The following is a 20,928-nucleotide window of genomic DNA, read 5'->3' as shown; positions in this document are numbered from 1 at the left end:
CTTATAAACAGTAAGTTATACAGAAAAGAAAGATTGTGTGACAATTAGACTAGAAAAATAAAGAAAAATGGTTGAAATTTTTCAAAAAGTTCGTATACTAAAAAAGGTAAAACTAAACTGTAAGTTTAGTATTACAAAACTTTTGTTGAAAAGATTAGCTGAAAATAGAAACGAGGTGTGCCATGGAAATTGGTGAGAAGTTGAGAAATTTACGCATTCAGAAAAATTTAACACAAGAAGAATTAGGCGAAAGAACGGATTTATCCAAAGGCTATATTTCCCAATTGGAGCGGGATTTAAGCTCACCATCAATGGAAACATTTTTCTCAATTTTAGAAGTACTAGGCGTGACGCCAGAGCAGTTTTTTAGTCAGCAACCGCTTGAACAGAAAATTGTCTACAATGAAGAAGAAAGTACCCTCTATTATGATGAAGAACATGGCTATGAACTAAAATGGTTAATTCCAGCCTCAAATGAAAAAGAAATGGAACCTGTCATTATTACTTTTGATAAAAATGGCGAATATAAAACGTTTGAACCTTCTCTATCAGAAACATTTATTTATGTGATTGATGGCTCCATTCGTTTGACATTAGGGGAAGCCACGTATATTGCTAAAAAAGGTCAAACCATGTATTACCAAGCAACAGAACCTCACCAAATTAGCAACAATGGTCGAGGAAAAAGTCGTGCGTTAATTGTGGCGACAGAATCGTATTTATAAAGGACGAAATGGAGGAGTTTATCCAGTGAGAAACCATGTGATTTCATTTGAAAATGTTGTCAAACAATTTGACGATGAACCAGTATTAAAAAATGTCAGCTTTGAAATTGAAGAAGGAAAATTTTATACCTTATTAGGACCTTCAGGATGTGGCAAAACAACGATTTTGCGTATTATTGCGGGATTCAATGACGTGACTTCTGGCGATGTTTATTTTGATGGTAAAAGAATAAATGATGTACCTGCCAATAAACGCCAAGTCAATACCGTGTTTCAGGATTATGCTTTGTTTCCTCACATGAATGTTTTTGATAATGTTGCGTTTGGTTTAAAAATCAAAAAACTATCCAAAGCAGAAATTGAAAAAAAAGTGAAAGAGGCATTACGTTTGGTTCAATTACCGGGCTACGAAACACGTGAAATTAGTGAAATGTCTGGGGGCCAGCGTCAGCGGGTCGCAATTGCACGAGCGATTGTCAATGAGCCAAAAGTATTGCTTTTAGATGAGCCGTTATCCGCTTTAGATTTGAAATTACGCACAGCGATGCAATATGAACTACGTGATTTACAACAACGTTTAGGAATTACTTTTATTTTTGTAACCCATGATCAAGAAGAAGCATTAGCGATGAGTGATGAAATTTTTGTCATGAATAAAGGTCATATCGTGCAAAGTGGCACACCAGTTGATATTTATGATGAACCGATTAATCACTTTGTTGCTGACTTTGTGGGGGAAAGTAATATTGTGGACGGTGTGATGCTGGAAGATAATTTAGTTTCATTTGTGGGCAAAAAGTTTGAATGTGTCGATGGCGGCATGCGGAAAAATGAACCTGTAGAAGTCGTTTTACGTCCAGAAGACTTAACGATTACCACGCTTGAAAAAGGCAAGCTAACCGTAACGGTGGACACGCAGTTATTCCGCGGCGTTCATTATGAAATTATTTGTTTTGATGAACAAGGAAACGAATGGATGGTGCATTCCACTCGAAAAGCCAAAGAAGGCGCTCAAGTAGGGCTCTCTTTTGAGCCAGAAGATATTCACGTGATGCGCTTCAATGAATCAGAAGAAGACTTTGATGCCCGTTTAGAAAGTTACGACGAGTAAACGAAAGGGGAAAATAAAATGAAAACAATGCGTCGAATTTATTCGATTCCCTATGTAATGTGGTTACTTTTATTCGTCATTGCGCCAGTGCTAATGATTATTTATCAATCATTTTTCGATATGAATGGACAGTTTACTTTGGCGAATTACCAAACGTATTTTACATCAGGAACGTATTTAAGTATGACCATTAATTCGGTTTGGTATGCTTTTCTGATTACCATTTTTACGTTATTGGTAAGTTATCCTACGGCTTATTTTTTGACAAAGCTCAAGCATAAACAGTTGTGGTTAATGCTCGTTATTTTACCAACGTGGGTGAATTTATTATTAAAAGCTTATGCCTTTATTGGGATTTTCAGTATTCATGGGAGTATCAATCAGTTTATGAGTTTTATGGGTTTGGGCACGCACCAAATTCTGTTTACAGATTTCAGTTTTTTATTTGTCGCAACGTATATTGAAATTCCATTTATGATTATGCCGATTTTTAATGCCTTAGAAGAGATGAATCCTTCATTGATTAGTGCTAGTCGGGACTTAGGAGCTAGCAGTGCGGAAACGTTCCGCCGTGTCATTTTTCCTCTCTCCCTAAACGGTGTGAAAAGTGGCGTTCAAGCTGTCTTTATTCCTTCGCTCTCGCTCTTTATGTTAACGCGTTTAATTGGCGGCAATCGGGTGATTACGTTGGGAACGGCGATTGAGGAACACTTCTTAGTAACGCAAAACTGGGGCATGGGTTCAACAATAGGTGTGATTTTAATTGTTGCCATGTTTATTGTGATGTTGCTGACGGGTGAGAAGAAGAAAGGGCGTGGCAAATAATGCAAAAGAAAAAGTTTAAATGGTCTTATGTGTATTTATTCGTTGTCTTTGCGCTACTGTACGCACCAATCTTTTATTTGATTTTTTATTCGTTTAACGACACGCAAACGATGAATCAGTTTACTGGTTTTACGTTAGATAATTATCGGAACGTTTTCGAAGACACACGCTTGTTAACCATTGTTCTGAATACGTTTTTGCTAGCTTTCTTATCGGCTTTAATAGCAACCATCATTGGAACATTTGGTGCGATGGGGATTTATTATACAAAACGTCGTAAAAACCGGAACACGTTGCTTAGCTTTAATAACATTTTACTCGTTTCACCAGATGTTATTATTGGAGCCAGTTTCTTAATTTTCTTCACGGCAGTAGGGTTTATCAGTTTAGGTTTTACAAGTGTATTATTGTCGCATATTGCCTTTAGTATTCCAATTGTTGTTTTAATGGTTTTACCAAAACTACAAGAGATGAACGATTCCATGGTAGATGCGGCACGGGATTTAGGGGCCAATAATGTTCAAGTGATTAAAAATATTATTTTGCCTTTTTTAGCGCCTGGAATTATTGCTGGCTACTTTATGGCCTTTACTTATTCGTTGGACGATTTTGCCGTAACATTCTTTGTGACAGGCAATGGTTTTTCTACATTATCTGTTGAAATTTATTCACGAGCACGTCAGGGAATTAGTTTAGAAATCAATGCCTTAAGTGCGTTAGTATTCCTATTCTCAATGATTCTAGTTGTCGGTTATTACTTTATCAGTAAAGACAATACGCCAAAACGTTTAAAGAAAATGCGTCGGGAACAAAGTGAGGTGGCCAAGTTAAAATGAAAAAATTACAGTCACTTTTTATTGGAATTATCGCTATTATTGTCATCTTGTTTTTTGGCGTGCGCCAATTGGAGAAAGCAAGTGGCATGGCAGGAGCAGATACCTTAACCATTTACAATTGGGGGGACTATATAGATCCGGCCTTGATTAAGAAATTTGAAAAAGAAACAGGCTATAAAGTCAATTACGAAACCTTTGATTCTAATGAAGCCATGTATACAAAAATTCAGCAAGGTGGTACAGCCTATGATATTGCCATTCCTTCTGAATATATGATTCAAAAAATGATGAAAGCGAAGATGCTTTTACCACTTGATCACAGCAAATTAAAAGGCTTAGAAAACATTGATGCACGCTTTTTAGATCAATCCTTTGATCCCAAAAATAAGTTTTCCGTTCCATACTTCTGGGGCACGTTGGGGATTATTTATAATGATAAATTTATTGACGGCCGTCAGATCCAACATTGGGATGATTTATGGCGCCCGGAATTAAAAAATAATGTCATGCTGATTGATGGCGCTCGCGAAGTGTTAGGATTATCTTTGAACAGTTTAGGCTATTCGTTAAACAGTAAAAACGACCAACAATTACGTCAGGCTACCGATAAGTTAAACCGATTAACGAACAATGTCAAAGCAATTGTTGCCGATGAAATCAAAATGTACATGGCTAATGAAGAAAGTGCAGTTGCTGTAACTTTCTCTGGTGAAGCTGCTGAAATGCTAGAAAACAATGAACATCTACATTATGTGATTCCCAGTGAAGGCTCTAATCTCTGGTTTGATAACATTGTGATGCCTAAGACAGCCAAAAATAAAGACGGCGCCTATGCATTTATGAACTTTATGTTACGACCAGAAAATGCAGCACAAAACGCAGAATATATTGGTTATTCCACACCAAATAAAGAAGCTAAAAAACTATTACCAAAAGAAGTTGCTGAAGATAAACAATTTTATCCAGATGATGAAACCATCAAACATTTAGAAGTTTACCAAGATTTAGGTCAAGAATACTTAGGAATTTATAACGATCTGTTCTTGGAGTTTAAGATGTATCGGAAATAAAAAAGTACCTTCGTAACTTTCGAATCGCCCCTAAAAGCTAGATTTTTAGTCTAACTTTTAGGGGCGGCTTTTATTCATACAAGCTTCTAATTGAGGCACGAAGAAACCTGTGCTACACTTTGTATAAAGCATAAAAGGAGCAAAGAAAATGAAGAGGAAAACAATCCGAATACTACTAATCAGTAGCGGGCTTATTTTAATCCTGCTGGTGGGCTACCGTTTGTATCTAGAATATCAAACAGATATTCAATTATTTTTGAATCCTAGAGCCAGTAAGACACAATTATTAGAGCGAATTCGTTCACATGGTTTTTCAGCAGCGCTGTTGTTAGTTTTTTTGACCGCGATCATGTGTGCAGTACCAGGGATTCCAACCTCGGTAATGGGTGTGATTGCAGGATTGAGTTTTGGTCCCTTCAGCGGCACACTCATTAACGTTTTAGGGAATAGTATGGGAAATTTAGTTGCAATCTTTTTGATGCATCATATAAAATTTTTAGATAGAAAAACGGATACCAATCATTGGGTCCAGTCCATTCGACGGATGAAGCATCCAAAAATTGGGATTATGGTGGGCTACATGATTCCAATTATTCCTTCTTCTGTGATTAATTTTGCTGCAGATACTATGCAGTTGCCATTAAAAAATTTAATAGCCGCTATATTCATTGGTGTAATTCCTTCCTCAATACTTTACGCATGTGGAGGCGAAGCGCTCTTTCATGGATATAATAAAACGGCAGTATTGTTAATTGTGAGTGTTCTTTTGTTCGTTGGATTGGTGGTCATTATTGAGAAAGATAGAAAAAGATTTCAAAAAACTGTTCTTTAAGAACGGTTTTTTTGTGCATTTGAACAATAAATCCTGTTAAATTTACAATTTTAAAAAGAAAGGACTTTGATAGAATGAAAGCGTAAACAATTTAAGGAGCTGATTTTGAATGCCAGATATTACAATATCTTGGGTTGCTGCAATTTTAGGATTAGTTGTAGCGATAGTATTAATTTTGAAAAAATTTAATCCTGTGTATTCCTTGTTTTTTGGTGCAATTGTTGGTTGTCTTATTGGAGGCGCTTCCCTGTCAGATACAGTCGCTGTTCTATTAAACGGAACACAAAGTATTATGGGAACCGCAATCCGTGTCTTAGCAGCCGGCATGTTGGCGGGTGTGATGATGGAATCAGGTGCGGCAGAATCAATTGCCAACGCCATTGTACAAAAGCTTGGCGAGAAAAAAGCTATTTTATCTTTGGCATTATCTACAATGGTAATTACAGCTGTGGGCGTATTCATTCCTGTTGCAGTGTTGATTGTTGCCCCGATTGCTCTATCTGTTGGGAAAAGTACGGGTATCAGTAAGTTATCATTATTGATTGCCTTATCAGGTGGCGGCAAAGCGGGCAATATTATTTCGCCTAATCCAAATACTATTGCAGCGGCGAACGGCTTTGATTTACCTCTAAGTGACGTTATGATTGCTGGCTTTATTCCAGCCGTATTTGGCTTAATTACAGCTGTTGTTCTTGCAAATATCATGAGAAGTAAAGGATCAATGGTCAAAGAAACGGATCTTGTGGAGGAACAAACAAAAGAATTATTACCTTTGAAAAAGGCGTTAATCGCGCCAGTGTTAGCGATTGTCTTATTATTACTTAATCCGATTGGCGCCGTTTTAAATATTTCTTTCATCAAAAGTTTGAATATTGATGCTCTGTATATTTTGCCGTTCGCTTCAGTTGTTGGGACAATTGCGATTGGGCAAACAAAACAACTGGCCTTTTATGCATCTTCTGGCTTGAAGAGAGTAACCGATACCGTTTTAATTTTAATTGGTGCAGGTGCAATTGCTGGATTAATTTCTGTTTCTGATTTATCAATACAAATTGTCCACTTAATTTCTGTTATGGGAATTTCTGGAACCTTCTTGGCACCGATTTCTGGTATTTTAATGGGCTTAGCAGTTGGTTCAACATCCACAGCGGTTATTTTAGCGACAGGTTCTTTTGGACCAGCGATTTTAGATATGGGCACATCTTCACTTTCAGCAGCAGTCATGGTGCATACTGGGGCAACTGTGATTGATAGTGTTCCTCAAGGCAATTATTTCCATATTACGGCACAAAGTATGAATATGACGATTAAAGAAAGAATTCGAGTGATTCCTTATGAAATGTGTGTCGGTGGGGTAATGACGATTGTTGCAACCATTTTATATGGCTTTATTTTAAACTAGTTGGAAAGTAGGCGCGAAAAGATGACGAAAAAATTTGTTTTGGCTCCAGACTCATTTAAAGAAAGTATGAGTGCAAAAGAAGCCTGTCTGGCAATGGAAAAAGGGATTTTAGCTGTATTTAAAGATGCAGACATTCAACATGTCCCGATGGCAGACGGCGGGGAAGGAACGGTGGATTCCTTAGTGGATGCAACAGGAGGCACAAGAGTACCAGTGCGTGTGGCAGGACCGCTTCCTGATCAAATCGTTGAAACCTATTACGGCTTATTAGGTGACCAAGAAACGGTGGTCATTGAAATGGCGAAAGCCAACGGAATTGAATTGGTCAAAGCAGCAGAACGTAATCCCTTGATCACTTCTACTTATGGTACAGGAGAGATGATTCAACATGCGCTCAATCATGGGGCAAAAAAAATCATTATCGGCATTGGCGGTAGCGTGACAAATGATGGGGGTGCAGGTATGATTCAGGCACTTGGTGCGCGTTTGTTAAACAAGGAAGGGCAAGAATTGACACGTGGCGGTGGTGCATTAGATAAACTGGCGCAGATCGATTTAACACAGTTTGATCAACGTATTTTTGCTACCGAAGTTCTAGTAGCAAGTGATGTGAATAACCCACTAACAGGGCCAACAGGGGCGTCTCATGTCTTTGGCCCGCAAAAAGGTGCGACAGAAGAAATGGTGGCTCAATTAGATAAAAACTTAGCCCATTATGCAGCGATCATCAAAAAAGAGGTCGGCATTGATGTTGAGATGATGCCAGGCGCAGGAGCTGCTGGTGGTTTGGGTGCAGGGTTACTAGCATTCACAAAAGCTCAGTTACGCCCAGGGATTGATATTGTCGTAGAAGTGAATCAATTAGAAGAAAAAATAAAAGCTGCTGATTATGTCTTTACTGGTGAAGGCGGTATGGATTTTCAAACAAAATTCGGCAAAGCCCCTTATGGCGTCTCGCGTTTGGCCAAGAAGTATCAAAAACCGGTTTTCGCTTGTGCTGGCTATATCGGCAAAGATGTGGATGTCCTCTATGAAGAAGGGATGACGGCTATTTTTGGAATTTTGGCCAAAGCTGAACCATTGGAAGCAGCATTGAAAAATGGACCAGTTAACTTAGAAAGAACCGTTGAAAATATTGCTCGTACATTACAGCTGGTGCCTTGTGACTAAGAACTAACCATGGTATCATCAGTAATGAAAGCTGAAATAAAAATGTTCAGTCGTTGATCTGAAGAATTAAGCGTTTGGGACATAAGTCATTGCGGCTTATGTCCCAAACGCTACTCGCTTTTTAGAAAGTTGGCGATAGCAATGTTAAAATTAGACAAAATCCAGGCAAATAAAATTGTTGAAAAGTTAATGGCAGATATTCCTTATAACATCAATATTATGGATGAACGAGGAAAAATTATTGCGAGTGGAGATTCTGCTCGAATTGGGGAGCGCCATCGTGGCGCAGAAAGAGCCATCAATGAACGGAAAAATATTGAAATTTATAAAGATACTTCTTTAGAGAAAAAAGGCACCAATGAACCGATTATTTTGAATGATCACATTCTAGGTGTCGTAGGCATTTCAGGAGAACCAGACGAGGTGCGCAAATTTACCAAGCTTGTGCGCTCGATTGTTCTTTTACTGACAGAAGAATTAAATACACAACAAGAACGCGAAAAAAAGAAAAAACAAAAAAATCAGTTTATCCAGCACTTAATGCATGTTGATTCTGCTTACTCAGAAGCCTTAAAATTTGAAGCGTTGGAACTATATAACCTTCAATTAGATGACCAGAATCATTGTGTACTGACTAAGGACAAGCACTTATTATCCAGTTATTATCCTGGCCATGAAATATTTGAATGGGAAAATTGTTATCTGGTGATTACTTCTGAACCACCTCAGATAACAAAGCCAGTAACAGAATACCTTGTGATAAGTTCGGAAAAAGCCACGATTCAACAAATGGTCCAAGAGGCACAAAACACGTATTTACTTCTATCGTTTCTCCAATTAGAAAAGGCTAAGTTTTACCAAGCAGAAGATTTTTTCATTCAAGGAATTTTTAATTTTCCTTTTCATATTGAATTGGATTTTTTTGAAACCATCCAGACGATTTATGATGAATACTATGAAACCGTTATTTTTTTCGCCAATCATAACTTAAACATCAATGAAACCTCACAAGTATTACATATCCATCGAAATACATTGAATTACCGTTTGAAACGAATTCATGAATTGACGGGGATGGATCCAAAAGTTTGGCAAGATTTTTGGAAATTGTTCTATTATTTTGCCTATTGCTTTAAAGAACGTTTTGAAAAGTAGTGAGGAGCAGGAATGCTTGTTTGTTAAGCAAGTGTCAGCATATTTTTCGCCAGAATCAAAAATATCTTTTATAATAATTGTAAGGAATCAAACGATTTAGTTATCAATGAGGAGTGATGCCAGTGAAAAAAGCAGTTTTAATTGTTAACCCCAGTTCTGGTGGTGAAAAAGCCAAAGAATTTGAAACGTTAGCAGAAGAAAAATTAAAGCAGTTATTTGATGAAGTTGTAGTGAAACAAACAGAAAAAGGCGGCGATGCAGAACAATTTGCCCGTGAAGCTGCGGAAAGTCACTTCGACAGTGTTTTCGTAATGGGGGGAGATGGAACCGTTAATGAAGGAATTAGTGGGTTGGCAGAACAAGCTTACCGCCCAAAATTTGGCTTTTTTCCTTTAGGAACGGTGAACGATTTAGCGCGAGCCTTGAATTTACCGATGGACCCCGAAGAAGCGATTCAACAATTAAATTTAGAAAAAACCAGTGCTTTAGATGTGGGGAAAATCAATGACGACTACTTTATGAATGTCGTTGCGATTGGGACGATTCCAGAGTCAATTAACGACGTGGATGTTGAACAAAAAACGAAGTTAGGAAAACTTGCTTATTTTATTTCAGGTGCCAAACATTTGGCGAATGCTCAAACGTATCCCTTTCATTTAAGCTTGGATCAAAAAGAGCAAACTGTTGAAAGTAGTACCGTTTTAGTTGGCTTAACGAATTCAATCGGTGGGTTTGAAACATTATTACCAGAGGCCCAAGTGGATGATGGCAAACTTCATTTAGTTTATTTAAAAGATCAATCATTGTGGGATGCAGTAAAAGCAGTCCCAGATTTGTTAAAAGGCGTCGACCAGTCCACTGATAATTTAGTTTACCTAACCTTTAAAGAAGGAACAATCTCCTTAGAAAACCAAGAAGAATTAACCACTAATGTGGATGGTGATGAAGGAGCTGCTTTGCCAATTACGCTGAAGATTTTGCCTAAACACTTGACGGTGTATTGCGGTGAAGAACAAACAAAATAGCTGATTTTTTGAGAAAAGCTAGAACATTTCTATTTGTTTAAAAAACAGATAAGTTCTGGCTTTTCAAATCATCTAAAAGAGAATCAATCAGGGGCTATGCTATACTTTGTTTCTACATATTGATAGATAAAGGAGTTAATGAGATGAGAAGAAAAAAACATAAAAACAAAAAGAAACAAGAACTTTTTGAAGAGATTGAAAAACAAGAATTAGCAGAACAAGAAACTAAGCAATTGAATGAAGAAATCGAAGACCCAGAATTTCGTTCTTTTTTTCAAGATGTCTTGAAAAAATTTCCACAAAAAACGTCTACGGCCATAATGAATGCTTTCGCAACTTCTAAAGGTAAAGCAGAACAATTAGTGACGAACAGTCAAACACAACTCGACAAAGTATTTGATGAATTTTTGGCTGGTGTTTCACCTGACGTGAAAAAGAAAAGTCATCAAACGATTCATTTTGCTGCATTGTCAGCAGCAATTATTGGGTTTTCGCCAATTCCATTTTCAGATGCTTTTTTACTGGTACCTGTTCAATTAACTATGATGTCACGGCTGCATAAAATTTTTGGTCAGTCTTGGTCTGAAAGCTTAGGGAAAAGTTTAACCAAAGAATTAGTAGTGGTTAGTTTAGGTAAGAGTGCAGTCGGGAATATTCTAAAAGTGATTCCTGTTGTCGGAACTGTGACTGGTGGCATGGTCAATGCTTCAGTTGCGGTAGCAATTACGGAAGCGCTTGGCTGGGTTACTGTCAAAATGTTAAATGATGGTGTTGATATCTTTGATGATGTGATGTCTTTCAAAGGACAATTTTCAACATTATTTAAAGCCATCCAAAATGCTAAAAAGAAATAATCGCTGTATCGATTAACTAGGGTGAGACACATTTAAAATTTTTTAAGTAATTCGTAGCAAATTTCCAAGGTTTTCGTCACAAATTATTCACAGGTTCTCGTTAATATATAAGCATACCAACAAAACACCCAACATAAACACTTTTCATTTTTACTCCTCAAGTAAAAATAACTCCTTTCCACTCAGTCTACCCAACTGAGTGGTTTTTTTGGCGAAAAAAGAGGGCGTTGAACAATTTGTTCAACGTCCTCTTTTAATAGATGGGGAAGTCATTTGTTAAGAATTATTTTTTCCATTCTGCTACTTGGTCTTTATGTGAATCAACCCAATCGCGTGCAGCTTCTTGTGGGTCTTTGCCTTCGTTAATTTCTAACATGACAGATTCCATATCCTTAGTTGTCCAATGGAAATTATCTAACACTTTGTAAGCTTCTGGTTGATCTTCTTTTAGGCCTTGGCGAGCCATTGTGTGAATCGCTTCTTCGCCGCCCATAGTGCCTTTTGGATCGGCTAAATATTTTAAATCATATTTTGCAAACATCCAGTGAGGAGACCAGCCAGTAATAACGATGTCTTCGTTGTTTTTAATTGCTTGTCCTAAGGCGACAGTCATGGCACCTGATGAAGAAGTTTCAACAGACCAATCTTTCAAATTAGGATAAGCTTCTTTAGTTTTCTCTGCTGCTGCAACAACACCAGCCCCAGGTTCAATTCCAGTAATCTTTTTCCCAGCTTGATCAGATAAATCTTCGATAGAATCAACATCCATATAAGAAGGGACGACAATTCCTAGCTTCGCACCTTTAAGGTTTTCACCAAGGTCGTCTAATTTATCTTTATATTGTTTATATTGCTCTGCGTGAGTTCCTGGCAGCCACGCACCAACCATGGCATCTGTTTCACCTTTAGCTACAGATTCCCACATAATTGCGTTATCTAAAGGAGTCGTTTTAACATCATACCCCATATCTTTTAAGACTTCGGCAACCACATGTGTGGAGGCTACTTCGGTATCCCATTCCACATAAGAAAGGGAAATTTGCTTATCATTTGTTGTTGTAAAAATTGAAGCACCAACTAAGCCAGCGACAATTACAACAACCGCTGCAATAATCCCGTATTTTTTCTTTTTAGAGGTGGCACCAGCTGCTTTAGGGGCTGCTTTTTTATTATTTAAATGTTGAGTAAAACGGTCAATGATAATCGCTAAAATAACTAAAGCCACACCATTTACGAAACCGTTCCCGACTTGTGCACGTTGTAAAGCGGAAAGGACGCCACGTCCTAATCCAGGCGCACCAATCATTGAAGCAATAACTACCATTGATAGGGCTAGCATGGTTGTTTGGTTAACACCAGCCATAATCGTGTTTTTGGCTAAAGGTAATTCTAGTTTGAATAATTTTTGCCAGCCAGTACTACCGTAAGAATCAGCTGCTTCAACAAGTTCATTTGGCACTTGTCGAATTCCTAAGTTCGTAAAGCGAACGGTTGGTGGTAAAGCGAAGATAACAGAGGCGAAGACCCCAGGAACCATACCAATTCCGAAGAATGCAACGGCTGGAATCAAGTAAACGAAACCAGGCATTGTTTGCATGAAGTCCAAAATCGGTGTAATAATACTCTTGGCTTTTTCACTTTTCGCCATTAAAATCCCTAGTGGCACACCAATGATAATGGAAATAACACTAGAAAGTAAAACTAACGTAACGGTACTCATTAAATCGTTCCATAAGTTTTGATTATAGATAAACATTAAGCCGATAAACGTGAATAAACTTAAGCCGATTTTTTTATTAGAAATAAAGAAAGCAGCAATCGTTAATAGCACAATCAGCACAAGTGGTGGTACGGCTGTTAGTAATGCAGTAATGTTGTCCATTACACTTTGACCAATTGTTTGTAAAAAGCTGAATAATCCAGCAAATGTTGAAGTTAACCAATCAGTAAAACTTTCAACCCAAGATGCGACAGGTAATTGATACTTATTCATGTTCGTTCACCTCTGTTTCTGCAAGTGCTTCAAGTACGCTACCACGGATGACCACGCCTAATAGTTTGCCGTTATCAGTCACGGCAAGAGGTGTTTGTGCATCATAAATCAGTGGGAAAATATCATTCACTAACATATCTTTGTCGATTGTTTGAATTTCTGAATCCACACATTCTACAAGAGAAGTCCCGTTTTTACGCGCTTCTAAAGCTTTTTCTGCGCGTACAACGCCTTTTAGTTGGCGTTTTTTATCCACGGCAAGTAACATACTCACTTCTTCTTGACGCATCCGTTTTAAAGCAACAGTTGGGCCATCAATTTCAATGTTAGTAGTTAAAGCAGGTACCATAATATTTTGGGCAGTTAAGACTTTTGAACGATCCACATCTTCCACGAAGGTTCGCACATATTCGTTGGCTGGGTTGGTTAAAATTTCTTCTCCAGTCCCAATTTGCATAATTTGACCATCTTTCATCAAGGCAATCCGGTCGCCGATTCGTAAAGCTTCATTCAAATCATGTGTGATGAAGATAATGGTTTTTTTGACATTTTCTTGTAAATCTAATAATTCGTCTTGCATTTCACGACGAATTAACGGATCAAGAGCAGAGAATGCTTCGTCCATTAATAAAATTTCCGGATCGTTAGCCAAGGCACGAGCAAGGCCGACACGTTGTTGCATCCCACCAGATAATTGACTTGGTAATTGGTCTTTAAAAGCAATTAAGCTAGAATTTTCTAAGGCTTTTTCAGCTTTTGCTTGGCGTTCTTCTTTAGGAACACCACGAATTTCTAAACCATATTCCGTATTTTCTAAGATAGTTCGATGGGGGAAAAGACCAAAGTTTTGGAAAACCATGCTCATTTTATTTCGACGTACTTCACGTAATCCTTCTTTATCTAAAGAAGAAATATCTTGTCCATCAATATAAATATTTCCTGAAGTTGGTTCAATCAAACGATTTAATAAACGAATTAATGTTGATTTCCCACTTCCTGATAACCCCATAATAACGAAAATTTCGCCTTCTTCAACTTCGAAATTTACATCATAAACACCGACTGTGGCACCCGTTTTTTCTAAAATTTCTGTTTTGCTTTTGTTGGCACGAATCATTTCAAGTGCCGGTTTGGTTTTCTTACCAAAGATTTTGGTAAGGTGATTTACTTTTACTTTTGGCAAATCATTGTTCCTCCTCAATAAAAAAGTGACTACATCAGACTACTATAAAGTTGTCACTTTGTCAAATTAGATGAAAATCTTTCTGAAAATGAAGAAAAACAGTATTTTAACTAGGTTTTATAGTGGTTTTTTATGAAAAATAGAAATAATAAATAAAAAAAGTGACTATTTACCGCAAGATAAGTAGTCACTTTTTTGTTTAAGGATAAAAGAAATTTTGGACACGTTGTAAGGTTGATTCATCATGTCCAACAAAATAAAGTGTGTCGTTCAACGAAATCTTTGCATATGGACCAGGTGAGACCAGAAGTTCTTCTTTGTGTTTGATGGCGATAATCGTTGCCGAAGTGTTTTGCCAAAAATTCATTTCGCTAATCGTCGCCTCAAGATAAGCAGCGTCTTCTGTTAAAACTAATGAATAAGGATTCATTGGATTGAAAGAATCAAAACGCTTTGTTTGTTCAACAAGAGTATCTAGAATGCTAGAAAAATGAGTAAGTTCTTCTTTTTGTTTCGCTACGCTATCTAGCAATTCTTCTTTAATTTCAGCAATCGTTTGAACGTCTTGATATTGTGTCACAAAGTCCTGCGCTTTTTCTTTTGATGCCACATAGAAGCCGCTACCGTGTTTGGCTTTAACGATTTCTAAATCAACTAAAACGATAATGGCTTTGCGGGCTGTTTCTGGCGACACTTGGTATTGGTTAGCTAGGGTGGAACGGGCATGGATTTTATCTCCGACATGTAATTTGCCTTCTGCAATTTTTTCCGCAACATCAACGGCGATTTGTTGATATTTGGGCTTCGTTAAACTGATTTTTTTGGAAGCCATAGTGAATCCCTCCGTTAATTGTTATTTTCCATTTCTTCTAATTCTAAACTGAAATTTTCCCATTGCTCAAGTAGTTCATCTTGTTGCTGACGAGCGTCATCTAATTGTTGGTTTAAAGCCAGCAATTCAACATGATTTTCTAGAATGTCTGGTTGACTCATTTGTGCTTCTAATTGTGCAATTGTCGTATCTAACTGAGCAAGATTTTCTTCGACTTGTGTTATTTTTCTCTGCAAAGTACGAAGTAATTTTTGTTGCTCCTTGTTTTGATAAAAGGTATTTTTGGCTGTAACTGGTTCGGGTTTTTTCGCCGCTTCTTCATTAGCTAAGAGGGCAGCGATTTCTTCTTCCTCTTGTTTCTTTTCCAAATAATAATCATAGTCGCCTAAATAAAGTTTGCTGCCTTTTTCAGAAAGCTCAACAACTTTTGTTGCAATTCGATTGATAAAGTAACGGTCATGGGAAACGAAGAGGATGGTTCCTTCATAATCAATCAGCGCATTTTCTAAAACTTCTTTATTATCGATATCCAAGTGGTTGGTTGGCTCATCGAGAATCAAGAAATTGTCACGATCCATCGCTAATTTTGCTAATGCCACACGGGCTTTTTCGCCACCGCTTAATAAAGGAATCGTTTTTTCAACATCATCTCCACTGAAGAGAAAGCCGCCTAAAATACTTCGAATCTCTTTTTCAGGTGTGGTTGGGTGTTCATCCCATAATTCCGCTAAGACCGTTTTATTGCCATGTAAATTGGCTTGCTCTTGGTCATAGTAACCTACAGAAACATTGGTGCCAAAAGTTTTACTTCCTTTAATGAAAGGAATGCGGTCAATAATTGATTTCAAGAGAGTGGATTTACCAATTCCGTTCGGTCCGACTAAGGCAATGGCTTCTTTGCGACGAATATCCAAGTGAATAGGTTCGGATAAAATATGTTCTGGGTCGTAACCAATGGCGGCATCTTCGACTTGTAAAACAACATTTCCCGAGACTTTTTCACTATCGAAAAGAAAATGCGCCGATTTTTCATCTCCTTGAGGTCGGTCTAAACGGTCCATTTTTTCTAATACTTTTCGGCGACTTTGTGCACGTTTTGTTGTAGATGCACGAACCAGATTTTTGGCAACGAAATCTTCTAACTTATTGATTTCTTCTTGTTGCTTTTCATACGCTTTCCATTCACTGGCTAATTGTTCTGCTTTTAACTCTAAGTATTTGGAATAGTTTCCTTTGTAGTGAGTCATTTTTTTGCGACTCAGTTCATAAACTTCATTAACTACCTTATCTAAAAAATAACGATCGTGGGAAACAATCAATAGGGCGCCGGCATAGCTTGGCAAATAAGATTCCAGCCAAGAAAGCGTCTCGATATCTAAGTGGTTTGTAGGCTCGTCCAGAATTAAAATATCTGGTTTTTGTAAAAGCATTCTCGCTAATGCAAGCCGGGTTTTTTGACCACCAGATAAGGTTTGAATATCTTTCGTGTAAAAGGATTCATCAAAGCCAAAGCCGTGAAGGACTGAGCGAATTTCATTTTCATAGCCGTAGCCATTTTTTTCAGAAAACGTATGTTGCAATTGATCGTACTCTTTTAAAATTCCTTCATAAACGGAAGTGGTTGGCTCCATTTCACTAATTTTGGTTTCTAATTCTCGCATACGCTGTTCCATTTCTAGGATGTCAGCAAAGGCTTTTGTCATTTCTTCCCAAACGGTTTTATCTGATTCTAAGCCGGTATTTTGAGCTAAATAACCTAACGTAGCAGTTTTATTTTTGGCAATGGTTCCGCTATCGGGAGCATCAATGCCTGCAATGATTTTTAAAAAAGTCGATTTTCCAGCACCATTACGACCAACTAAGGCAATCCGACTTTTTGTTGCAATTTCTAAATGTATGTTTTCAAACAATGTTTCCGAGCCAAAATGCCGGGCAACTTGATTTGCTTGTAATAAAATCATCAGTAGTCCTCATTTCTAAATTCATTGCCCTTAGTGTAGCATAAAATCTGCTAAAATAGCACGTATCAAAAAATGCTTTGTGAAGGTTTATACCTTTTATCACAAACTTTTGAAGAAAAATGCTATTTTTGAGCCATAGAATTGCTTTTTATTGTGAAAAACTGCTATTATGTTAATGGATAAGATTTAAGTGAAAGTATTGGAGGTCCAATTGTGAAAGATCAAGTTATTCCAAAAGCAACGGCGCGACGCCTTCCTTTATATTATCGCTACTTAAGAATGTTACATGATACAGGAAAAAATAAAGTCTCATCAACTGAATTAAGTGAAGCGGTACAAGTAGACAGTGCGACTATTCGTCGTGACTTTTCATATTTTGGTGAATTAGGTAAACGTGGGTACGGCTATGATGTTGAAAACTTAATGAACTTTTTTGCAAAAACGTTGAATGAAGATGAGTTAACCAATGTCGCATTAATCGGGGTTGGTAATTTAGGAAGTGCTTTATTAAAGTACAAATTCCATCAAAGCAACAGTATTCGTGTAAGTTGCGCATTTGATGTGAATGAAGATATTGTGGGACGCATTGTTGACGGTATTCCGGTTTATCCAATGGAAGATATGATGGAACAAATCCGTGTTCAACAAATCGAAGTAGCTATTTTAACTATTCCAGCTCGCAAAGCACAAGAAGTTGTGAACAAACTTGCCGAAGCAGGGGTTAAAGGAATTCTAAACTTTACGGCTGCGCGTTTAGTAGCGCCACCTGAAGTATTAATTCAAAATGTTGACTTAACCAACGAATTACAAACATTAATTTATTTCTTACATCATGACAACGAATTGATTGACGAAGAAGAATAAGAAAAAAAGGGCCTAGTCGTTTAGACAAAGGCCCTTTTCTTATTGAATTGCACCATTATGCAAAAGTAGTTGAACAATAATCACAATCGTATTCATGCCGCAATGGGCAATAATTGAGGTCCAAATTTTTCCAGTTTGCTTGTACAAAAGAGCAAAGAAAAATCCCATAAAGAAATAAACAAAAAAGTGACCATCGGCATGTGCGAGTGAAAAAATCGCCGAACTAACAGTAGCCGCAATCCAGAAATTTGTAAAAGGCTGGATTAAATGGATAAATGCATAACGAAAGACAAATTCTTCCATAATCGGACCACCGATAGTAGTTGCCAAAATAAATAAAGGATTTGCCAAAATCACCGCCACAATAGCTTGCGTATTTTGAGAAGTAGCTTGTTCTCCTGTGATGGCTACTTCAATGGCGAAAGTAACGCCTTGAATCAGCATGGCAATGAAAATCCCACTAACACCTAGTAAAAAAATAAAAATAGGTGATTTCAAGGTTGCGGTTTCCTCTAAAGGAGAAGGTTCTGTGGTTTTTAAAAAGATGCCAATCATTACAAGGGCGCCAATAATGTAGAGAGCAGTTGTCACATTAATCGCTGCATTGGGGGAAATACCCGAAAAAAGTAACGGCCCGAAAAAAGCGATAATGTATGTGACTAAAATAAATAAACTTGATTTTCTTAAGGTCATGGTTAATCCTTTCTATAATTATTTTTTACGATTATTGCGATATCCTAATAAAAGAAAAACGAATAAGAAAAAGAAAAGAGATTCCCAAAGTGTCGAAACAATTCCTTCTGTGACACTGAAAACAAGATTTCCTAAATTCGCTATCACAAAATAAACGAATGTTGCTATTAGTGCTGTAAGTAAACGTTGTTTCATTTTATTCGCCTCCAATCGTAGTCAACTTATTTTACCATGAATTAAAGGATTGGAAAAACATTCCATGAAAAAAGAATACGCAATAAAAAATGCGTATCTTATAATTGACAAGAAAAAGAGAGAAAAGACTTGCATTTTTAGAGTGAAATGAGTATTATAAATAGTGTGAGTTAGCACTCTTGTGTATCGAGTGCTAAAATAAGCGAAAACTTTTTATTTGGAGGGATTTATTGTGTTAAAACCATTAGGCGATCGCGTCGTAATTAGAGTCGCGAAAGAAGAAGAAAAAACTGTTGGAGGAATTGTTCTTGCATCCGTTGCAAAAGAAAAACCACAAACAGGTGAAGTTATCGCAGTAGGTGAAGGTCGTGTGCTTGAAAATGGCACAAAAGTTCCGATGGAAGTAAAAATTGGTGACACAGTAATGTTTGAAAAATATTCAGGAACAGAAGTGAAATACGAAGGCGTAGAATACTTAATTGTATCAGCCAAAGACATTATTGCCACTGTTGAATAATAAACAACTTTTACAGAATAATATAATAGAAGAAAAAAATTATGAGGTGAAGAAATCATGGCAAAAGAGATTAAATTTGCAGAAGATGCACGTGCAGCAATGCTACGCGGAGTAGATGTATTAGCAGATACAGTGAAAGTGACATTAGGCCCTAAAGGTCGTAACGTTGTTTTAGAAAAATCATTTGGTTCACCATTGATTACTAACGATGGAGTAACAATTGCTAAGGAAATTGAATTAGAAGATCATTTTGAAAACATGGGCGCAAAATTAGTTTCAGAAGTTGCTTCTAAAACGAATGATATTGCTGGTGACGGAACAACAACAGCGACTGTTTTGACACAAGCCATTGTTCGTGAAGGCTTAAAAAACGTAACTGCTGGAGCTAACCCATTAGGTATTCGTCGTGGGATTGAATTAGCAACAAAAACAGCAGTAGAAGAATTACACAATATTTCATCTGTAGTTGATTCAAAAGAAGCGATTGCACAAGTCGCTGCTGTTTCATCAGGTTCTGAAAAAGTCGGCCAATTAATTGCCGATGCAATGGAAAAAGTTGGTAACGACGGCGTAATTACCATTGAAGAATCAAAAGGGATTGAAACAGAATTAGATGTGGTTGAAGGAATGCAATTCGACCGCGGTTATTTATCTCAATACATGGTTACTGACAACGATAAAATGGAAGCTGTTTTAGAAAATCCATATATCTTAATTACCGACAAAAAAATCTCAAATATTCAAGATATCTTACCTTTATTAGAACAAATTCTACAACAAAGCCGTCCACTATTGATCATTGCGGATGATGTTGATGGAGAAGCTCTACCAACATTAGTATTGAACAAAATCCGTGGTACATTTAATGTTGTCGCAGTAAAAGCGCCAGGATTTGGTGACCGCCGCAAAGCGATGCTTGAAGATATTGCTATTTTAACAGGTGGTACAGTAATCACTGACGACTTAGGGTTAGAGTTAAAAGACACAACCATTGAAAACTTAGGAAATGCTAGCAAAGTAGTTGTCGACAAAGATAACACAACAATTGTTGAAGGTGCTGGTTCAAAAGAAGCCATTGATGCCCGCGTTCATTTAATTAAAAACCAAATCGGCGAAACAACGTCTGATTTTGATCGTGAAAAATTACAAGAACGTTTAGCTAAATTAGCTGGCGGGGTTGCTGTCGTTAAAGTCGGTGCTGCAACTGAAACAGAATTAAAAGAATTAAAATTACGAATTGAAGATGCGTTAAACGCAACACGTGCCGCTGTAGAAGAAGGCATGGTTTCAGGTGGTGGTACCGCACTTGTCAATGTAATTGGTAAAGTCGCTGCGTTGGAAGCTGAAGGCGATGTGGCAACAGGGATCAAGATTGTCGTTCGTGCATTAGAAGAACCAATCCGTCAAATCGCTGAAAATGCTGGTTATGAAGGATCAGTGATTGTTGACAAACTAAAAAATGTTGACTTAGGTATCGGATTCAATGCAGCTAACGGTGAATGGGTAAACATGGTTGAAGCCGGTATTGTTGACCCAACAAAAGTAACTCGTTCTGCCTTACAAAATGCAGCTTCTGTGTCAGCTTTATTATTAACAACCGAAGCAGTTGTTGCAGACAAACCAGAACCAGCTGCACCAGCTCCTATGATGGATCCATCAATGGGCATGGGCGGTATGATGTAAAA

The 20,928-nt window shown here is 37.5% G+C and carries 20 protein-coding genes; 14 read left to right on the top strand and 6 right to left on the bottom strand.

The annotated features are described in order from the left end of the window. Positions 1 to 182: 182 nt before the first annotated feature. The 11 genes from IGJ24_RS10350 to IGJ24_RS10300 all read left to right on the top strand — a co-directional run bounded on the left by IGJ24_RS10350 (position 183) and on the right by IGJ24_RS10300 (position 11,005). Positions 183 to 725 (top strand): helix-turn-helix domain-containing protein, encoded by a 543-nt coding sequence (locus IGJ24_RS10350; RefSeq protein WP_002356507.1) that lies wholly within the window; start codon positions 183 to 185, stop codon positions 723 to 725. A gap of 25 nt (positions 726 to 750) precedes the next feature. Next, the gene (locus IGJ24_RS10345; RefSeq protein WP_002356508.1) at positions 751 to 1,836 is read left to right on the top strand and encodes an ABC transporter ATP-binding protein; all 1,086 of its coding nucleotides are present in this window, start codon (positions 751 to 753) and stop codon (positions 1,834 to 1,836) included. A gap of 18 nt (positions 1,837 to 1,854) precedes the next feature. Continuing rightward, positions 1,855 to 2,661 (top strand): ABC transporter permease, encoded by an 807-nt coding sequence (locus tag IGJ24_RS10340; RefSeq protein WP_002356510.1) that lies wholly within the window; start codon positions 1,855 to 1,857, stop codon positions 2,659 to 2,661. Next, entirely contained in the window at positions 2,661 to 3,497 is an 837-nt protein-coding gene (locus IGJ24_RS10335) for an ABC transporter permease (RefSeq protein ID WP_002356512.1), read from the top strand. Before IGJ24_RS10340 ends, IGJ24_RS10335 begins: the two co-directional genes overlap by 1 nt. Further along, the gene (locus tag IGJ24_RS10330; RefSeq protein WP_002359578.1) at positions 3,494 to 4,567 is read left to right on the top strand and encodes an ABC transporter substrate-binding protein; all 1,074 of its coding nucleotides are present in this window, start codon (positions 3,494 to 3,496) and stop codon (positions 4,565 to 4,567) included. The genes IGJ24_RS10335 and IGJ24_RS10330 overlap by 4 nt, the downstream gene beginning before the upstream one ends. 148 nt (positions 4,568 to 4,715) lie before the next feature. Beyond that, the gene (locus IGJ24_RS10325) at positions 4,716 to 5,399 is read left to right on the top strand and encodes a TVP38/TMEM64 family protein (RefSeq protein ID WP_289865625.1); all 684 of its coding nucleotides are present in this window, start codon (positions 4,716 to 4,718) and stop codon (positions 5,397 to 5,399) included. A gap of 109 nt (positions 5,400 to 5,508) precedes the next feature. Next, positions 5,509 to 6,801: a GntP family permease gene (locus IGJ24_RS10320; protein WP_438775402.1), complete on the top strand. Its 1,293-nt coding sequence runs from the start codon at positions 5,509 to 5,511 to the stop codon at positions 6,799 to 6,801. Between the two features lie 21 nt (positions 6,802 to 6,822). Then, positions 6,823 to 7,971 (top strand): glycerate kinase, encoded by a 1,149-nt coding sequence (locus IGJ24_RS10315; protein WP_289865626.1) that lies wholly within the window; start codon positions 6,823 to 6,825, stop codon positions 7,969 to 7,971. 141 nt (positions 7,972 to 8,112) lie between these two features. Next, entirely contained in the window at positions 8,113 to 9,126 is a 1,014-nt protein-coding gene (locus IGJ24_RS10310) for a CdaR family transcriptional regulator (RefSeq protein WP_174097356.1), read from the top strand. Positions 9,127 to 9,248: 122 nt separating this feature from the next. After that, positions 9,249 to 10,151 (top strand): diacylglycerol/lipid kinase family protein, encoded by a 903-nt coding sequence (locus IGJ24_RS10305; protein ID WP_289865627.1) that lies wholly within the window; start codon positions 9,249 to 9,251, stop codon positions 10,149 to 10,151. A gap of 119 nt (positions 10,152 to 10,270) precedes the next feature. Then, positions 10,271 to 11,005 carry a YcjF family protein gene (locus tag IGJ24_RS10300; RefSeq protein ID WP_002384134.1) on the top strand — a complete coding sequence of 245 codons (735 nt, stop codon included), beginning with the start codon at positions 10,271 to 10,273 and terminating at the stop codon, positions 11,003 to 11,005. A gap of 283 nt (positions 11,006 to 11,288) precedes the next feature. Here IGJ24_RS10300 and IGJ24_RS10295 read toward each other — a convergent pair whose 3' ends face one another. From IGJ24_RS10295 to IGJ24_RS10280, 4 genes are all read right to left on the bottom strand, one after another. Continuing rightward, a complete protein-coding gene (locus IGJ24_RS10295) occupies positions 11,289 to 12,998 on the bottom strand; it encodes an ABC transporter permease/substrate binding protein (RefSeq protein ID WP_002356521.1) in 1,710 nt (569 codons plus the stop codon). Continuing rightward, the gene (locus tag IGJ24_RS10290) at positions 12,991 to 14,181 is read right to left on the bottom strand and encodes a quaternary amine ABC transporter ATP-binding protein (protein WP_289865628.1); all 1,191 of its coding nucleotides are present in this window, start codon (positions 14,179 to 14,181) and stop codon (positions 12,991 to 12,993) included. The genes IGJ24_RS10295 and IGJ24_RS10290 overlap by 8 nt, the downstream gene beginning before the upstream one ends. A 199-nt stretch (positions 14,182 to 14,380) precedes the next feature. Beyond that, entirely contained in the window at positions 14,381 to 15,013 is a 633-nt protein-coding gene (locus IGJ24_RS10285; protein WP_085444096.1) for a GntR family transcriptional regulator, read from the bottom strand. Positions 15,014 to 15,027: 14 nt separating this feature from the next. Beyond that, positions 15,028 to 16,974, bottom strand: a complete 1,947-nt coding sequence (locus IGJ24_RS10280) for an ABC-F family ATP-binding cassette domain-containing protein (RefSeq protein WP_002381483.1) — start codon at positions 16,972 to 16,974, stop codon at positions 15,028 to 15,030. A gap of 213 nt (positions 16,975 to 17,187) precedes the next feature. Here IGJ24_RS10280 and IGJ24_RS10275 point away from each other — a divergent pair, with 213 nt between their 5' ends. Then, positions 17,188 to 17,838, top strand: a complete 651-nt coding sequence (locus IGJ24_RS10275; RefSeq protein WP_002356528.1) for a redox-sensing transcriptional repressor Rex — start codon at positions 17,188 to 17,190, stop codon at positions 17,836 to 17,838. Between the two features lie 39 nt (positions 17,839 to 17,877). Here IGJ24_RS10275 and IGJ24_RS10270 read toward each other — a convergent pair whose 3' ends face one another. Then, on the bottom strand, positions 17,878 to 18,531 hold the full coding sequence (locus IGJ24_RS10270) for a CPBP family intramembrane glutamic endopeptidase (protein ID WP_002356529.1): 654 nt from the start codon (positions 18,529 to 18,531) through the stop codon (positions 17,878 to 17,880). An 18-nt stretch (positions 18,532 to 18,549) separates the two neighbouring features. Next, positions 18,550 to 18,726, bottom strand: coding sequence for a hypothetical protein (locus IGJ24_RS10265; protein WP_002356530.1), 177 nt, complete (start codon positions 18,724 to 18,726; stop codon positions 18,550 to 18,552). Positions 18,727 to 18,958: 232 nt separating this feature from the next. On the opposite strand from IGJ24_RS10265, the gene groES reads away from it, so the two are divergent. Continuing rightward, positions 18,959 to 19,243, top strand: a complete 285-nt coding sequence (gene groES / locus IGJ24_RS10260; protein ID WP_002356531.1) for a co-chaperone GroES — start codon at positions 18,959 to 18,961, stop codon at positions 19,241 to 19,243. A 57-nt stretch (positions 19,244 to 19,300) separates the two neighbouring features. Then, a complete protein-coding gene (groL, locus tag IGJ24_RS10255; protein ID WP_002362559.1) occupies positions 19,301 to 20,926 on the top strand; it encodes a chaperonin GroEL in 1,626 nt (541 codons plus the stop codon). Positions 20,927 to 20,928: the final 2 nt, after the last annotated feature.

The sequence above is a fragment of the Enterococcus sp. DIV0546 genome, from assembly GCF_051712785.1.
In the GTDB taxonomy this organism is placed as follows: domain Bacteria; phylum Bacillota; class Bacilli; order Lactobacillales; family Enterococcaceae; genus Enterococcus; species Enterococcus faecalis.
Note: the sequence above shows the minus strand (reverse complement) of the source record. Positions and strands in the feature narration are given on the sequence as shown.

Bases quoted from the DNA above. Each gene is read 5' to 3' on its own strand.
- IGJ24_RS10350 (WP_002356507.1), top strand. From the start codon at position 183: ATGGAAATTGGTGAGAAGTTGAGAAATTTACGCATTCAGAAAAATTTA.
- IGJ24_RS10340 (WP_002356510.1), top strand. From the start codon at position 1,855: ATGAAAACAATGCGTCGAATTTATTCGATTCCCTATGTAATGTGGTTA.
- IGJ24_RS10335 (WP_002356512.1), top strand. From the start codon at position 2,661: ATGCAAAAGAAAAAGTTTAAATGGTCTTATGTGTATTTATTCGTTGTC.
- IGJ24_RS10330 (WP_002359578.1), top strand. From the start codon at position 3,494: ATGAAAAAATTACAGTCACTTTTTATTGGAATTATCGCTATTATTGTC.
- IGJ24_RS10325 (WP_289865625.1), top strand. From the start codon at position 4,716: ATGAAGAGGAAAACAATCCGAATACTACTAATCAGTAGCGGGCTTATT.
- IGJ24_RS10320 (WP_438775402.1), top strand. From the start codon at position 5,509: ATGCCAGATATTACAATATCTTGGGTTGCTGCAATTTTAGGATTAGTT.
- IGJ24_RS10315 (WP_289865626.1), top strand. From the start codon at position 6,823: ATGACGAAAAAATTTGTTTTGGCTCCAGACTCATTTAAAGAAAGTATG.
- IGJ24_RS10310 (WP_174097356.1), top strand. From the start codon at position 8,113: ATGTTAAAATTAGACAAAATCCAGGCAAATAAAATTGTTGAAAAGTTA.
- IGJ24_RS10295 (WP_002356521.1), bottom strand. From the start codon at position 12,998: ATGAATAAGTATCAATTACCTGTCGCATCTTGGGTTGAAAGTTTTACT.
- IGJ24_RS10285 (WP_085444096.1), bottom strand. From the start codon at position 15,013: ATGGCTTCCAAAAAAATCAGTTTAACGAAGCCCAAATATCAACAAATC.
- IGJ24_RS10280 (WP_002381483.1), bottom strand. From the start codon at position 16,974: ATGATTTTATTACAAGCAAATCAAGTTGCCCGGCATTTTGGCTCGGAA.
- IGJ24_RS10270 (WP_002356529.1), bottom strand. From the start codon at position 18,531: ATGACCTTAAGAAAATCAAGTTTATTTATTTTAGTCACATACATTATC.
- IGJ24_RS10265 (WP_002356530.1), bottom strand. From the start codon at position 18,726: ATGAAACAACGTTTACTTACAGCACTAATAGCAACATTCGTTTATTTT.
- groL (WP_002362559.1), top strand. From the start codon at position 19,301: ATGGCAAAAGAGATTAAATTTGCAGAAGATGCACGTGCAGCAATGCTA.